The 14,440-nt window shown below is 49.1% G+C and carries 12 protein-coding genes; 9 read left to right on the plus strand and 3 right to left on the minus strand.

Annotated features, from left to right (window positions below; translation table 11 throughout):
- The first annotated feature begins 5 nt into the window (after window positions 1-5).
- A complete protein-coding gene (locus PRUB_RS19070; protein WP_010386516.1) occupies window positions 6-1,535 on the plus strand; it encodes a response regulator in 1,530 nt (509 codons plus the stop codon).
- A 43-nt stretch (window positions 1,536-1,578) separates the two neighbouring features.
- Here the strand turns inward: PRUB_RS19070 and cysZ are convergent, their stop codons facing one another.
- Window positions 1,579-2,307 carry a sulfate transporter CysZ gene (cysZ, locus tag PRUB_RS19075; RefSeq protein ID WP_010386515.1) on the minus strand — a complete coding sequence of 243 codons (729 nt, stop codon included), beginning with the start codon at window positions 2,305-2,307 and terminating at the stop codon, window positions 1,579-1,581.
- Between the two features lie 254 nt (window positions 2,308-2,561).
- Between cysZ and PRUB_RS19080 the strand changes: the two genes are divergently transcribed.
- Complete coding sequence (locus tag PRUB_RS19080) at window positions 2,562-2,837, plus strand: hypothetical protein (protein WP_010386514.1); 276 nt, start codon at window positions 2,562-2,564, stop codon at window positions 2,835-2,837.
- Window positions 2,838-3,058: 221 nt separating this feature from the next.
- Window positions 3,059-3,661 (plus strand): CBS domain-containing protein, encoded by a 603-nt coding sequence (locus PRUB_RS19085; protein ID WP_010386513.1) that lies wholly within the window; start codon window positions 3,059-3,061, stop codon window positions 3,659-3,661.
- Window positions 3,662-3,742: 81 nt separating this feature from the next.
- Here the strand turns inward: PRUB_RS19085 and PRUB_RS19090 are convergent, their stop codons facing one another.
- Window positions 3,743-4,039, minus strand: coding sequence for a hypothetical protein (locus tag PRUB_RS19090; RefSeq protein ID WP_010386512.1), 297 nt, complete (start codon window positions 4,037-4,039; stop codon window positions 3,743-3,745).
- Window positions 4,040-4,173: 134 nt separating this feature from the next.
- On the opposite strand from PRUB_RS19090, the gene PRUB_RS19095 reads away from it, so the two are divergent.
- From PRUB_RS19095 to msrB, 6 genes are all read left to right on the plus strand, one after another.
- Window positions 4,174-4,905 carry a TrmH family RNA methyltransferase gene (locus PRUB_RS19095; protein WP_010386510.1) on the plus strand — a complete coding sequence of 244 codons (732 nt, stop codon included), beginning with the start codon at window positions 4,174-4,176 and terminating at the stop codon, window positions 4,903-4,905.
- A gap of 48 nt (window positions 4,906-4,953) precedes the next feature.
- Window positions 4,954-8,361: an AAA family ATPase gene (locus PRUB_RS19100; protein ID WP_010386509.1), complete on the plus strand. Its 3,408-nt coding sequence runs from the start codon at window positions 4,954-4,956 to the stop codon at window positions 8,359-8,361.
- A gap of 16 nt (window positions 8,362-8,377) precedes the next feature.
- Window positions 8,378-9,082 carry a cell division protein ZipA gene (zipA, locus tag PRUB_RS19105; protein WP_010386508.1) on the plus strand — a complete coding sequence of 235 codons (705 nt, stop codon included), beginning with the start codon at window positions 8,378-8,380 and terminating at the stop codon, window positions 9,080-9,082.
- Window positions 9,083-9,163: 81 nt separating this feature from the next.
- Entirely contained in the window at window positions 9,164-11,185 is a 2,022-nt protein-coding gene (ligA, locus tag PRUB_RS19110) for an NAD-dependent DNA ligase LigA (protein ID WP_010386507.1), read from the plus strand.
- Window positions 11,186-11,229: 44 nt separating this feature from the next.
- Entirely contained in the window at window positions 11,230-11,715 is a 486-nt protein-coding gene (locus PRUB_RS19115) for a DUF2919 family protein (protein WP_010386506.1), read from the plus strand.
- A gap of 170 nt (window positions 11,716-11,885) precedes the next feature.
- A complete protein-coding gene (msrB, locus tag PRUB_RS19120) occupies window positions 11,886-12,341 on the plus strand; it encodes a peptide-methionine (R)-S-oxide reductase MsrB (RefSeq protein WP_010386505.1) in 456 nt (151 codons plus the stop codon).
- Between the two features lie 24 nt (window positions 12,342-12,365).
- Here the strand turns inward: msrB and PRUB_RS19125 are convergent, their stop codons facing one another.
- Window positions 12,366-14,000 carry a response regulator gene (locus tag PRUB_RS19125; RefSeq protein WP_010386503.1) on the minus strand — a complete coding sequence of 545 codons (1,635 nt, stop codon included), beginning with the start codon at window positions 13,998-14,000 and terminating at the stop codon, window positions 12,366-12,368.
- Window positions 14,001-14,440: the final 440 nt, after the last annotated feature.

The raw sequence follows: 14,440 nt of genomic DNA on the forward strand, positions 1-14,440 counted from the left end.
GAAGAATGGACAATGGCAGTGCAGTAACCACTATGACTATCCTGGTTGTTGAAGCGCACGAGACCATTCGCTCTATGGTGGCTAATATTGTGACCGGCCTTGGGCGGGTCAATGTGTTACAGAGCCCCAATGGTGCCGATGCCCTCGATAAGTTGCAATATCAGGATATTCACCTCATTATCGCCGACTGGATGCTGCCCAAGCTGGCGGGGATCGACTTATTAAAAGAAGTGCGGAAAAACCCACGTACGGCTGCTATCCCGTTTGTCATGACTGCCACTTCTATACAGCAATCTCAGGTACTACAGGCCATAAAGTGTGGCGTGTCTGAATATGTGGTAAAGCCTTTTTCCAGTAAAATCATGCTAGAGCGGCTGCGCAGAGCACTGAATAAACCCGTTCGGCCTTACCACGGAGAAATGGGCGAAGAAGAAGCGGTCGTAGAGCAACCCATTCAGGTGCTGGTGGTCGATGATGTCGCAGACAATATCAAAATTATTGGTGACGTGCTGCGTAAAGAGTACAAGGTTAAAGCCGCGCTGAGTGGCGCAAAAGCTTTGCAGATCTGCGCTGCAGAACCGCAACCCGACCTGGTCTTGCTGGATATTATGATGCCGGGTATGGATGGGCTGGAAGTATGCCGTCGCCTCAAAGACGACCCACATACTCAGCATATTACCGTGATTTTTTTAACCGCGCTGGAACAAACCGAGCACGTTGTGCGGGGGCTTGAGCTTGGCGCGGTCGATTACATTACCAAACCGGCCAACCCATCAGTGGTAAAGTCTCGGGTACGGGCCCATTGCCGTAATATTGAATCGAATCGGCTGATGCGTGCGCAGATAGATGCGATGCTGGACAATGCCAGGCTGAGGGACGAGTTTGACAGCCTGACCCAAACAAACCTTGCAAAACCGGTGTCGGATATTCGCAGTTCAACGGCGCTGTTGGCACGGCACATTAAAGATCCGGAGCGAGCAAAGCGGTACCTGAGCTATATTCAACATAGCTGTTTGCGCCTCCAGCATGCCATGGACAGCATGTCAGCGCTGGCAAAAATTGAAGCGAATGAGTATCGACTCAATCCGCTCAATCACCCTTTGCACAAAGTGATCGAATCCGTGTTGGAAGACTTGGCCCCGTTGGTTGAAGAACACAAAGTACAGTTACGTACCGTGGTGTCTAAAGATCTCATGTTTTTTGGTGAGCCAGCGTTGTGTTATACCTTATTTCATAACCTCATCACCAATGCGCTGGAGGCGGTGAATACTAAGCCCTTGGTGACCATCAGTGCGCAGCCCGCGGAGCAGCAGCTGACGGTGATCATTCAAAACCCGGATCCCATACCGGACGGCGTCAGAACGCGTTTCTTCGATAAGTTTGTGACCTTTGGTAAGCCTGACAGAGCTGGGGTCGGCACTTACACCGCTAAATTGCTTGCCGAAGCGCAGCAGGGTCAGATAGCGTTTAATACCGATGAGCAACGCGGCACTGAGGTGACGGTGAGTTTGCCGTTAGGGGAAAAGGCGAGTTAGCCTCCCGAGCAGCTGATGTTGCCCGGGAGGAAAGTGCTGGGAGTTAATTGCGATATTTAGGCCGATAATTCTCAACCCATAATTTCGTGGCCCCGCACACCGCGGCCGGCATCACAATCAGGTTTACTATTGGAATGCTGGTCAGCACCATGACAGCAAACCCAAAGCCATACGACAGGCCCTGATGCGCTTTTAAGGTATCCTTCATCTCTTTGAAAGAGATTTTATGATTATCAAACGGGTAGTCGTTATACTGCACATTGTACATCCAGCACGAAAACAACACCCAAAGTATCTGGCCAATCAGCGGCAGCATCCACAGCAGGATGAAAAAGCCAATGGCACGTGGCAGGTAGTAAACCAGCTTGCTCCATTCGCGCCCCAGCATACGAGGCACATCCTTTATTAGATCGGCAAAGCCGTCATCGTTAATTTTTTGCCCGGTGAGAAACAGCTCGACCTTCTCAGACAGCAAGCCGTTGAATGGCGCAGCGATAAAGTTGGTGATCACCGAAAATACCAAACTGTAACTGAATAAAATCACCAATACGGCGATCGGCCACATTAACCATTCCAGCCAGCTGAGCCAGTCAGGCAACAAGTCATTGAGATAAGCAAAACCTTGTGTCAGCCAGTCATACAGGAAAAACAATGAGCCGCCAAACAGCATCACATTGATAAGTAGTGGAATAAACACAAAACGTTTAAGTCCTTTTTGGCTTAACAATGAAAAGCCCGCGACAAAATATTCCATCCCCTTGGTAAGTTGCATTGAGATACCTCTGTACTGAAAGTTCTGCCTTCATTATAAATCCGGGCAACATAAAAAGGGCAGTCTAATCAGTAACAAATTGTGCATGTTGTACCATCTTATTGTGTTTTAGCCAGTTTTTTGAGTTGCTGGTGGTTTTGCTAAGGGGTCGGACTGGTCCGGATAGAATTAATTTGCAGATTATTGCACTTTGCTGGTTGAAACCGCATCAGCTTGCCTATACATTCAAAATATCGTCCCGAGGGAGTTTGCTCATGCAATCGCGTTTTTGGTTATTAGCATTGTGTTTGATGGTGTCACTGACAGTGAACGCCGCTGGCAGCAGTGTGTCAGTCAAAACCACGCAGCTGGCAGAGCTTTTAACCGAACCGGACAAAGATAAGCTAGACAGTGATTTTGATATTCCTTTACCCGGCGCAGCCAAACAGGAATCGATTCAGTTTGTCCCTGATTTTCACGATGCCGTTAGCTTATACCACCCGTTTACTCACTATCACCAGGGGATCCGAGCCCCACCTGTTGCCGTTTAAGCCACTCATTTTTAATTTGAATGTACACGCCTGACTGACAGGCCGTGTCGTGATGTGCTTAAAGTCAGCGCTGCTGTTTTAACAGCTAAGCGACTGACAACGACCAATGTGAATACACTTAGCCAAAGGCAAGCATCAATCGATTTGTTTAGTCGAGATTGATTCGCTGTCCGCTATCAGTGATATAGCACCTTGGTATATTCCCGAAACAGAGGTGAATAATGAATACGTTTAACAGACTCAATACGCTTGATGTGACCACCGACATGCCCGTACAGGCTAATCCATTGATAACTGACGTTGATAACAATGGACTTGATCGCTTGTCTGTATCGGCTCAAAAATACAAGCACAATCTGGATGGTCAGAATTCAGTGTGTCTGGACCCGGATACCAGTGTTGATGAAGCCACGCTGGTGCTGAACAAAACCCATGTGGCCTCAATGTTTGTCGCGCAGGATAGCGCATTGCTGGGCATTATTTCGCAAGCCCGGCTGGGGAGTCGACATATTTTAAAAGAAGCTCAGTTGAGAGGTTGTCAGCGCAGTGAGCTGGTCGCTACCGATGTCATGCTGCCATTGAAAACGCTCAAGCAGGTGAGCCTGACCGAACTGCGTACCGCGCGCGCTGGTGATGTACTGGTGACTATGGAAGCGCATGGCCTGGATTACTTATTGGTGACAGCGCCTGAAACCGGTCAGATTTGCGGTTACTTTGATTTGGTCGAGTTGATCAAGGCAGGGGGTCGTTCTGTTAATCAACTGCGGCCAGCCGAACACTTTAACGACATTGTAGTGTCTTTGTTGCACCACAGTGAGCTGTAATTCCAATCAGTGCAGCCCAACCGATTTATTTCCTAAAGTTAATGTAAATTAACGCCAAGGCACCTGCGGGTGCCTTTTTTATTATTCTGGAAACTTAACGCCGTGGCGTTTGGCGTACCAGTAGCACAAAGGCAATTCAATCAGAGTAAAGGAAATAACGGTAAACCAGGCCCAGTTGACCTCGAACAAGACCAGAGAAAACGATAATCCGGAGTCGTAATAGACCGAGCCGACAATGGCCAGCGAGACGATGGTTGCGATCAAATCCTGAATAGAGACCTTTTTCAGATCATTACCAGCGTAACGGGGGTAAATGACAAAGTAGGCCAAACATAAAATGATGACGTTGAGCAGGATGACCTGAAGTTCAATGGACATAAATACAGCTTATAGGTATGAAGAAGTCCCTATTTTAAGGTGCGCGACAGGACTTTGGCAAGCAAGCAGATGGATGACTCTGCCTTTTCTGCGCCATTGCGGTTATACTTCGCGGGTAAACCAATGAGGTAGGTATGCTGTCGAAAAATCAACAAAAGCTGCTCCGTGCTCTGGCGCAAAAAAAATATCGTAAACAACATGGTCTGTACCTGGTGCAGGGGGCCAAAAATGTCCAGGAGTTGCTCATTGCAGGCAAGCCGGTTCAACACCTCTTTGCCAGCGCCGATTTTGTTGCCGACAACCAGGCTTTGTTGGAAGGTCATGACGTGGTGCTGTGTGATGAAGCTGAGCTGAGTAAGGTCAGCACGCTGGTCAGCAACAATGCGGCCATTGCCGTTGCCCAGACAGAGCCACAGGCAGAGCTGGACACGCAAGGGTTGATCCTGGCGTTGGATGATGTATCCGATCCGGGCAACCTGGGCACCATTATTCGAGTTGCAGACTGGTATGGCCTGAACCAAATTGTACTCAGTGAGCACTGTGCGGATCATTTGAATCCGAAGGTGATCAGCGCGACTATGGGTTCTTTTGCGCGTGTTGCGGTGATCAGAACGGATCTGTGTGCCCTGCTGCAAGACTACGATGGCCCGGTTTATGGGGCTTTTTTAGAAGGTGAAAGCGTGCATACAACGCCTTTTGCTGCGCGCGGCATACTCGTGATGGGCAGCGAATCTCATGGTATTAGCGATGCAGTGGCTAAGCATATTAATCAGCCCATTACCATCCCGGCATTTGGTGGTGCAGAGTCACTAAACGTGGCAATGGCGACAGGGATCATTCTTGATAACATCAAACGCCATAGCTAAGGTGGTGTGACTTTGAACTCTTGTGTTTGCACTTAAGCTACTGTTTATATGCGTCTGAGCAGCATCAAACTGGCTGGCTTCAAATCTTTTGTTGAGCCGACTAAAATTCCCTTTCCAGAGCCGATGACCTGTGTCGTTGGCCCTAACGGGTGTGGTAAGTCTAATGTCATTGACGCCGTACGCTGGGTGCTGGGTGAAAGCTCCGCAAAAAACCTCCGCGGCGATGCCATGACGGACGTTATCTTTAATGGCTCAACCCATCGCAAGCCTGTGTCTCAGGCTTCGGTAGAGCTGCTGTTCGATAATACTCAGGGGCGTCTGCCAGGTTCTATGGCCGATCGGACTCAGGTGGCCATCAAGCGTTTGGTAACCCGAGATGGCCAGTCACTGTATTTCCTCAATGGCAGTAAATGCCGTAAACGTGACATCACTGATATCTTTCTTGGCACCGGCCTGGGCCCGCGCAGTTATGCGATCATCGAGCAGGGGATGATTTCGCGACTTATCGAGAGTAAGCCGCAGGAGCTGCGTATCTTCTTGGAGGAGGCCGCCGGTGTTTCCAAATATAAAGAGCGTCGTCGGGAAACGCAGACTCGGATAAAAAGTACCCGAGAGAATCTGGAACGTTTGCTGGATATGCGTCAGGAGCTGCAAAATCAGCTTGACCGGTTGTCAAAACAAGCCGATGCGGCCCGTCAGTATCGAGACCTTAAGGCACAGGAGCGGACTCTGAAAGGCCAGCTGGCGGTGTTAAAGTGGCAGGAGTTACATGCCAGGCAGCAGGAAAAAACCGATCAGATCAATAAATTGAATGAGCAATTGACCTTTTTGGAGCAAGCCCATGGCGGCCATGATGATGTACTGGCCACCTATGAGCAACAAGTCACCTACTTCAGCGAGGCGCAGACCCAATTACAACAGCAGCTTCATGCTACCCAAACTCAGTTAACCCGGCTGGAGCAGCAGAAAATCCATCTGAGTGAAAAGCGCCGTGACTTAGTGGATAAACAAACACAGCTGAACGAAGAGATTGCCCAGGCTCAGACGTTATATGAACAGCAACAACAACATTGTGCAGAATTAGCCGAGCAAGCTGAGATACACCAAGAGGCTACGCAGATAAGTGCTGAGAAGCTGGCTGAAGCAGAAATATTAAACGAAGAAAAAATCCAGCAGCTGCAAGCGTCAGAAGCAGCGAATCAGCAGAGTCAGCAGGTACTTGAGCAGGCACGACAGCATGTTCAGCAATGTCAGTTAGCGTTGCAACGTTTAACTCAGCAACAACAGCACCTGACTCAGCAACAAGCACAACTGGCACAGCAGCTGGCGCAGCATGGCACACAAAACCCGGCTGAGGCATTGGCACAGCAACAACAGGCACATCAGGAGTTGGTGCATGCTATGGCTATCTCACAGCAGGAAAACCAGCGTCTGAGTGCCGAGCTACACCGTTTGAATGAGGCAAAAGCGGCGTTACAGCAACAGGTTCAGACACAGCAAGTCAAACTTGGGCAGGTTCAGGCTCAGGTACAGGCGCTGGAGAAACTTACCCATGCTCAGCAAGGTGACAGCGAAGACGCACCTGGTGCGTCATTGCTCAGTGCTTTAAGGGTCGAGCCGGGCCGCGAGCAGGTTGTGGAACGTGCAATGCTGGGGTTGGGCTCGCTGCGGATCACAGAACAAGACTATGTAAACCGGATTTGGGCCAGTACTAGGGGAGAGAAAACCCCGAACAGCGTGGCGATGTTAGTCCATTCCGACGTTTACCCGGACTTTCTCAATCAGATTGAGTGGCTTGGTGAGGCCCGTCACTTTAGCGCACATACAGCGTTTTTTGCCGCCATAGATGATGCAGGCAATTTGTATGGGCATAACTGGCAGGCGCAAGAGACAGATACGCAGTCGGAGAACTTACTTGCCCATTATAGCGAGCTGCGTGCCCATCAGGCGACACTGCCGGAGATTGAAGCGCGACTTAGCGAGCTTGAGGCTGCGCTTGGGCCTCTGGAGACGTCGGTAGTGCAATGTGCCGAGCTGCTTGAAACCAATAAACAGGCTGTCCATGAGGCGGCCAAACAGGTCGCCAGTAGCCAGACCCGGGTGGACATGTTAGTGTCTCAGCAAGCCAACTGGCAACAACAAAGCGATCAGCTAGAGCGCAATCAACATGAACTGGCTGAGCAGAGCGAACTGCTGGTGGCACAGCTCGAAGAAAGCGAGCAAGCTTTGTGGCAGGCAGAAGAAACGCAGGAATTGCAGCAGCAACAGATGGACCAGGCAAACGAGTCACTGGAAATGCTCAAACGGGCGCAGCTTCATCAGCAGCAGCAACAACGTGACATTCAACAGCAGTATCATCAGGCAAAACTGAAACGCCAGCAGGTTGAAAGTGATGTGCAGCTTGGTCAGACTAAACTCAGCCACCTTGCCCAGACCCTCACGCAGGGCACAGAATCACTTGCGCAAGTGCAACAACAATTACACAGCTGTGAAGAACCCGGTGTTGAGCTGGAGCAACAGCAAACCGAATTGTTGATCCGTCATACCGAGCTGGAGCAAGCACTACAGGATGGCGCGGTTAAACTGAATGAAGCAAAGCAGCAATTGAGTGATAAACAGCTGGCGCTGAAAGATGCTCAGGCACAGAGCACTAAACTCAAAGAGCAACGTCAGCAGCTGGCATTGCAGGAACAGAGTTTAATGGTGAAGGCACAGGCCGTGCTTGAACCTTTAACAGAGCTGCGCCAGACACTCAAAGACGTCCTGGCTCAGCTACCTGAAGAGGCGCAGGCCAGCAGCCATCAAGGGAAACTGACTCGCATTGCCCAGCAGCTGAGCCTGTTGGGGGCGGTCAACCTCGCCGCGATTGAAGAATTTGATGAGGCCCAGCAACGCAAGCGGTATCTTGACGAGCAGCTGGACGATCTCAGTGCCGCGCTGGAAACGCTTGAAGGGGCTATTCGTAAGATTGACCGTGAGACACGCAGCCGTTTTAAAACGACCTTTGATCAGGTGAATCAGGACCTGGCGGAACTGTTTCCCAAGGTGTTTGGCGGTGGTAGCGCCTATCTGGAACTCACCAGTGATGACTTATTAGAAAGTGGCGTCACCATAATGGCAAGACCGCCGGGTAAGAAAAACTCGACAATTCATCTGTTAAGTGGTGGAGAAAAAGCCCTGACCGCATTATCATTGGTATTTTCAATATTTAGACTAAATCCGGCCCCATTTTGTATGCTGGATGAAGTAGATGCACCGCTGGACGATGCGAACGTAGGACGCTTCTGCCGATTGGTCGAAGAAATGTCGCAAACGGTGCAGTTTATTTACATCAGCCACAATAAGGTCGCAATGGAAATGGCAGGCCGGCTGACGGGGGTAACCATGGCGGAACCCGGAGTTTCACGTATGGTTGCCGTAGATATAGAACAAGCAGTGCAAATGGCGCATGCATAATAAGTAAAGGTGAGCAATGGCCACAGAATTAAGATGGGCATTAATCGTGATCAGTGCACTGATCATTGGTGGATTATTGATACATGGCTTATGGTCGGTGAGAAAAAAAGAGAACCAGGACACCGATAGCCCCGCACCCGCAAAAAAACCGGAGACGGCACCCCAGCCACAACGCGAAGAAGAGCCACAACTGGGCGAGATGAGCTTTTCTGCCGTTGATGAGGATAAACAACCGGCCTCTGCTGAAGCCGATACCGACGCCACTGAGCAAGCGGATACTGAGCTGCAGGAAGCTCCGCAGGAAATGGCGCCACAGGACTTTATTATTCTGCATATTGATATGCCTGAAGGGCTAACCATGGCGGGTTCTAAGCTGCTACCTTGCGTATTGAGTCTGGGCTTTAAGTACTCAGATGAAGGCTTTTTCAATCGTCATGTTGAATCATCCGGCAATGGACCAGTTTTGTTCCGTTTGGTCAATATGTACAATCCGGGCACCTTCGATATCGACAATATGGAACAATTTAGCACCGGTGGCGTGAGTCTGTTTATGACCTTGCCGTGTGAAGGTGACAGCATGGCGGCGTTCAATATGTTGCACAGTGCTGCAAAGAAACTCGCCGATGAATTTGGTGCCAGTGTGCTGGATAGCAATCGAGAGCCACTCACTGTGAATACCACTCGTGCCTATGTCGAAAAGGTACGAGAATATACCGTATAAGCGTTAAAGCTGCCTTCGGGCTCAGACGCGACAGAGCCACGGACCCGGGTCCGTGGCTTTTTGTGTTATTAAGAGGTTGTAATGTCAGAAACTATCAGCAAACAAATCAAAGAATTAAGACAGCAATTGGAAGTCTATAACTACCAATACTATGTCTTGGATCAGCCAACGGTACCCGATGCAGAATATGACCGTGTAATGCGTGCCCTGATCGAGCTGGAAACTCAGCACCCTGACTATGTAACCCCGGACTCACCGTCTCAGAAAGTAGGCGGTGCAGCGCTGAGTAAATTTGAGCAGGTCACTCATCAGGTGCCTATGTTGTCGCTCGATAACGCGTTTGATGAAGCTGAATTCACAGCTTTTAATCGCCGCATTAAAGAACGCCTGCTGCACAATGCAGAGTTGGATTTTTGTTGTGAACCTAAGCTGGATGGCCTGGCTGTCTCTATTCTTTATCGTAATGGTGTGCTGGTCCAGGCTGCAACTCGCGGTGATGGTCAGGTGGGTGAAAATATCACCGAGAACGTCAAGACCATCCGTAATATTCCATTGCGCCTGCGTGGCGATGATATTCCCGCGGAGCTGGAAGTACGTGGCGAAGTCTTTATGGACAAAGCGGGGTTTGCTCGCCTGAATGAAACCGCAGCGCAACGCGACGAAAAAACCTTTGCTAACCCACGTAATGCCGCAGCGGGAAGTCTGCGTCAGCTGGATCCTAAAATTACCGCTAAGCGGCCACTGATGTTTTACGCCTATTCAATGGGTGTCGTACAGGGTGCTGAGCTGGCCGATACTCACTATGCTCAGCTACAACAGTTAAAAGAGTGGGGTTTGCCAATGTGTCCGCAGACAAAGCGGGTGACGGGTGCCAGCGCGGCTTATCAGTATTATGAGGCCATCATGACAGAGCGTGATGCGCTGCCTTACGAAATAGATGGTGTGGTGATCAAGGTCGACCATAAGCCGTTTCAGGAGCAGCTCGGTTTTGTCGCACGTGCGCCGCGCTGGGCCATTGCGTTTAAATTCCCCGCACAGGAGGAATTGACTCAGTTACTGGATGTCGAGTTCCAGGTTGGTCGTACTGGTGCCATTACACCAGTAGCTCGGCTCGAGCCCGTATTTGTCGGTGGTGTCACAGTGTCTAATGCGACGTTACATAACCGGGATGAAATCGAGCGTTTGGGCGTAAAAGTGGGTGATACAGTTATCATTCGACGTGCCGGAGACGTGATCCCTCAGATCACCCAGGTGGTGCTGGATAAAAGGCCTGCGGATGCCCGTGAGATTACTTTCCCGGCTACCTGTCCGGTGTGTGATTCCCATGTTGAACGCGTAGAGGGGGAAGCGGTTGCGCGTTGTACTGGTGGCTTAGTGTGTCGTGCGCAACGTAAAGAAGCGATTAAACATTTTTCCTCGCGTAAGGCACTGGACATAGATGGATTGGGTGACAAGATTGTTGAGCAGCTGGTTGAGCGCGAGTTGATCACGACGCCAGCTGAATTATTCACATTGCGTCAGGGGCACTTTGAGTCATTGGAGCGTATGGGCCCGAAGTCAGCCAAAAATTTGGTTGCGGCATTGCAGGCAGCCAAACAAACGACTCTGGCTAAGTTTATGTACGCACTTGGGATCCGTGAAGTGGGCGAGGCCACAGCACAAAACCTGGCGAATCACTATTTGACGCTTGAAAACGTGATGAACGCCTCCATTGAAAGTCTACAGGAAGTCAGCGATGTTGGCGTAGTGGTTGCCCAGCATATCCATGCGTTCTTCTCTGAGCCTCACAATCAGAAGGTGGTGAGCGATCTGCTAGAACAGGGACTACATTGGCCTGAAATTGCGGCGAAGGAAGAAAGTGAGCAACCGCTTGCTGGTTTAACATACGTTCTGACAGGTACTTTGAGTCAGCTAAACCGTAATGATGCTAAGGCTCGATTGCAGGCGCTGGGTGCCAAAGTATCCGGTAGCGTGTCAAAGAATACCCATGCGCTCGTTGCAGGCGAAAAAGCGGGTTCTAAGCTGACTAAGGCGCAGGACCTCGGGATTGATATCCTTGATGAAGCGGCGCTGATTGCACTACTTGATTCACATCAGGGGTAATTAACAGGCAGGCTACTCGCCTGCCACAGAATGAGAGAAGTGGTATGAGCAAGTTACAGGCAGGGTATGGGCCCGAGTATTGGGATAAATATGGAGTATATCGCACGCCTGTAGGGTTTAATCTGACTTTGTTGGTGTTGCTCAGACCCTTTTTTCTGTGGCTGGTTTCAGCCCTCACATGGCGTCCTGATCTTGACCTCATGTCTTTGTTTTTCCATTCAAAGCAACACTTCTTTGTGGCAGTTATGATAGCCAGTCTGGCACTCCTCCCAACGGTGTTGTTTTCACTGCGCAGGCCAACGAGTTCTCCCAAACTTGCCAGCTTCTGGCGCCATATGCGTTGGCCATTACTGCTGGCAGCCTGTCTCGATCTGGCCTGGTTAGGCATGCAAATTGTTCAGGCGCAGTATCAATTTTCTTTCTATCTGGCCATTCAAGCCGTGTTGGTGTCCTGGGTAATTTTATATTTGCTCAAAAGCCGATACTTAACGTGTTTTTTTGGGGATTGGCCTGAACCTGAAAATAATTGACTTGACGCTGACGGGCTAACAACTAAACATTAGGGCGATCGTGGCTTTCATATTGGCGTAAAAATAACACGCTAGTCTGATCCGGACTGGCTGTGTGACTCTATAACAATAAGACAAATCTCATGTGTTTGCCAATATGGAGTAACCCTACATCAAGCGGAGAAAGAGACATGTTAACTTGGCGAGATATTCTGCAGTTCGCAGACAACGGCAATCCACAACCACCCAGGCGCGTCGAAAAAAATCTGATGCAATGGCAGGCATTGCTGGAACCTTCAGTTTTTCATATCACCCGCAACCGCGGTACAGAGCGTCCGTTTAGCTCGCAAAGCTGCACTGTATTTTCACCGGGTAAATATCATTGTGCCTGTTGTGACCAGCTGCTATTTGATGCAGAAGAAAAGTTTGATAGCGGCTCAGGCTGGCCCTCATTTACGCAGCCATATTGTGCTGATTCAGTCGCTTATCGGCTGGATCGCTCCCATGGTATGGACAGAGTGGAGATTGTTTGTAATGTCTGCGATGCGCACCTTGGACATGTTTTTCCGGATGGGCCTAAGCCTAGTGGTTTACGCTATTGTGTCAATGCACTGGCGTTGAAAAAACACGAAGAAGGCACCCACTAACCTAACAGGGCGGGGCGTTTGTCGTTAGGCTTTAAAGTCCAGTTTCATCTCTGCGAGCTGGGCTTGTAGCTTGTCGAAACGTTCCTGCTGCTCTGGCTCAAGTTGTGCTGCACTCAGTGTTTTATAGCACTTTTCTGCCAGATTTGAGTTAAATGTGGTGGCTTGCTTTCCGGTTGCATCAGCCAGACACTGCAGTAAATTGAGTGCGATACTGGCATTTTTAGGCATCACTCTGAATGCTTGTGTGAACGCTTCTAATGCCACGTCTAACTGCCCCTTCTGGAACTGTTTTACAGCATGGTTATTGAGTTCTTTTGGCCCCATTGTGATGTTTTTGCGTTCATCCTGTTGTTGTTGAAGCAGGTGCATTAAGGTTGGATCTTTCTGCTGCTGATGGCGTTCGCAGTGCGTAATTATTTGACCAAACAACGCTTCTGCTTTGTGCTGAAACCCCAATTCGTGGAAGGCTTTGGCTTTATCTAATGCAGCATCAACCGAGCGTATTTGAGGTTCATCTTCCAACTGTTCCATGAGTTGTCGCGCTTTGGTATGTTCATCTTTTAGGTAATGAAGCCGTGCGTTTAACACGTCAATTTGAGTCTGGTTGTTGGCATTGGGGAACTGCTTTTTGAGATCACTCAGATATTGCTGAGTTTGCCGGGTGAGACGGGTGATCTGGTCGTGCTGATCTGTGCTGAGCGCAAAGTCAATGCCGGCTCGTGCTGCATTCAAATAGACTTCAGGGCTATCATGCATTGAAAAGCGGGCAAAGTTAGCGATTTCTTTTTGTGCATTGTAGCTGCATTCATAATCATGGTTAATTCGGGCAACAGTACTGAGGGATTTCTGACGCTCAATATTGCGCGGCGCAATTTGAGAGGCTTTTACCAACGACTCCTGCGCTTCTTCAAATTGGTTGAGTTTGAGCTCCAGGCGAGACAATAGATCTAAGGCGGCAAGTCGGGTTTCGCTTTTCTCTACTAGTGACTTGAGCATTTTTTGCGCCATGATGTCTTCATTATTTGCAATCAGGGTTTCGACTAAACCAAGTTTGGCCCAGGTAAACTTTTGCAGCTCAAGTACGGAGCGATAGAATTGTTTGGTTTCGTCAAACAGCTTAAGTTTTAACAGCGTCTCGCCTTTAAGCTTTAGTAAAATCGGGCTGTAAGCGTGCTCACCGCTCTCAAGTTCAGAGTTAATGAGTTTGAGTGCCTTAGAGTAATTTTCGTCGTCAATCAGGTTGTAGAGCGCCTTAAGGCTACGTTTACGCTTTAACACCCGCTCAATACGCGCTTTAAGCTCCTTTATGCTAAAAGGCTTCACCAGGAAGTCATCTGGTTGCAACTCAACGATGCTGTGAACTAACTCTGGACTGGTTTCAGCGGAGGTGAAAATAAATCCGGTGCTTTGGCGGATCAGGCGTTTTTTAAGCAACTCCTCGTATAGCTGATACCCATTCTGACGTTTGCTCAGATCAAACGAGCAAATAATTAAATCGAATTTATGATGGATACAGCTTTCCTTTGCCAGCTGGGCGTTTTCGGCAAACTGGACGTTTTTGTAAGCCAGCTGGTCCAGCGACTGTTTAATGTAACTCAGCGCTAGCTGCTGTTCTTCCACGATCAAAATTTTTGCATTTACAAAGGGTTGAACAGGCATAGAGTAAAAGATAAAGGAATAAATTCTGCATGCTTTTAGTCTAGACGTTTATTTTTTCTTTTGGAACATAAGGATTAAAAAGCTTGGTAAGAATACAGAGAAAATAGTGGGCAATGCTTTGTCTGAGATAAGTGCGATGTGGCATCGACTCAAGTACACAAGATAAATAACAGGAATTTAGATGATGGTGGGTTGTACTGGGTTTGAATTGGTAATGCTCGCCTTGGTTAGGAATGAGTGCGATGTGGCATCGATCAATGTATACGAGATAAATAAAAGGAATTTAGATGATGGTGGGTTGTACTGGATTTGAATTGGTAATGCTCGCCTTGGTTAGGAATGAGCGCGATGTGGCATCGACCAATGTATACGAGATAAATAAAAGGAATTTAGATGATGGTGGGTTGTACTGGATTTGAATTGGTAATGCTCGCCTTGGT

The sequence above is a fragment of the Pseudoalteromonas rubra genome (genome assembly GCF_000238295.3).
GTDB lineage: Bacteria > Pseudomonadota > Gammaproteobacteria > Enterobacterales > Alteromonadaceae > Pseudoalteromonas > Pseudoalteromonas rubra.

Bases quoted from the DNA above. Each gene is read 5' to 3' on its own strand.
- PRUB_RS19070 (WP_010386516.1), top strand. From the start codon at position 6: ATGGACAATGGCAGTGCAGTAACCACTATGACTATCCTGGTTGTTGAA.
- cysZ (WP_010386515.1), bottom strand. From the start codon at position 2,307: ATGCAACTTACCAAGGGGATGGAATATTTTGTCGCGGGCTTTTCATTG.
- PRUB_RS19080 (WP_010386514.1), top strand. From the start codon at position 2,562: ATGCAATCGCGTTTTTGGTTATTAGCATTGTGTTTGATGGTGTCACTG.
- PRUB_RS19085 (WP_010386513.1), top strand. From the start codon at position 3,059: ATGAATACGTTTAACAGACTCAATACGCTTGATGTGACCACCGACATG.
- PRUB_RS19090 (WP_010386512.1), bottom strand. From the start codon at position 4,039: ATGTCCATTGAACTTCAGGTCATCCTGCTCAACGTCATCATTTTATGT.
- PRUB_RS19095 (WP_010386510.1), top strand. From the start codon at position 4,174: ATGCTGTCGAAAAATCAACAAAAGCTGCTCCGTGCTCTGGCGCAAAAA.
- PRUB_RS19100 (WP_010386509.1), top strand. From the start codon at position 4,954: ATGCGTCTGAGCAGCATCAAACTGGCTGGCTTCAAATCTTTTGTTGAG.
- zipA (WP_010386508.1), top strand. From the start codon at position 8,378: ATGGCCACAGAATTAAGATGGGCATTAATCGTGATCAGTGCACTGATC.
- ligA (WP_010386507.1), top strand. From the start codon at position 9,164: ATGTCAGAAACTATCAGCAAACAAATCAAAGAATTAAGACAGCAATTG.
- PRUB_RS19115 (WP_010386506.1), top strand. From the start codon at position 11,230: ATGAGCAAGTTACAGGCAGGGTATGGGCCCGAGTATTGGGATAAATAT.
- msrB (WP_010386505.1), top strand. From the start codon at position 11,886: ATGTTAACTTGGCGAGATATTCTGCAGTTCGCAGACAACGGCAATCCA.
- PRUB_RS19125 (WP_010386503.1), bottom strand. From the start codon at position 14,000: ATGCCTGTTCAACCCTTTGTAAATGCAAAAATTTTGATCGTGGAAGAA.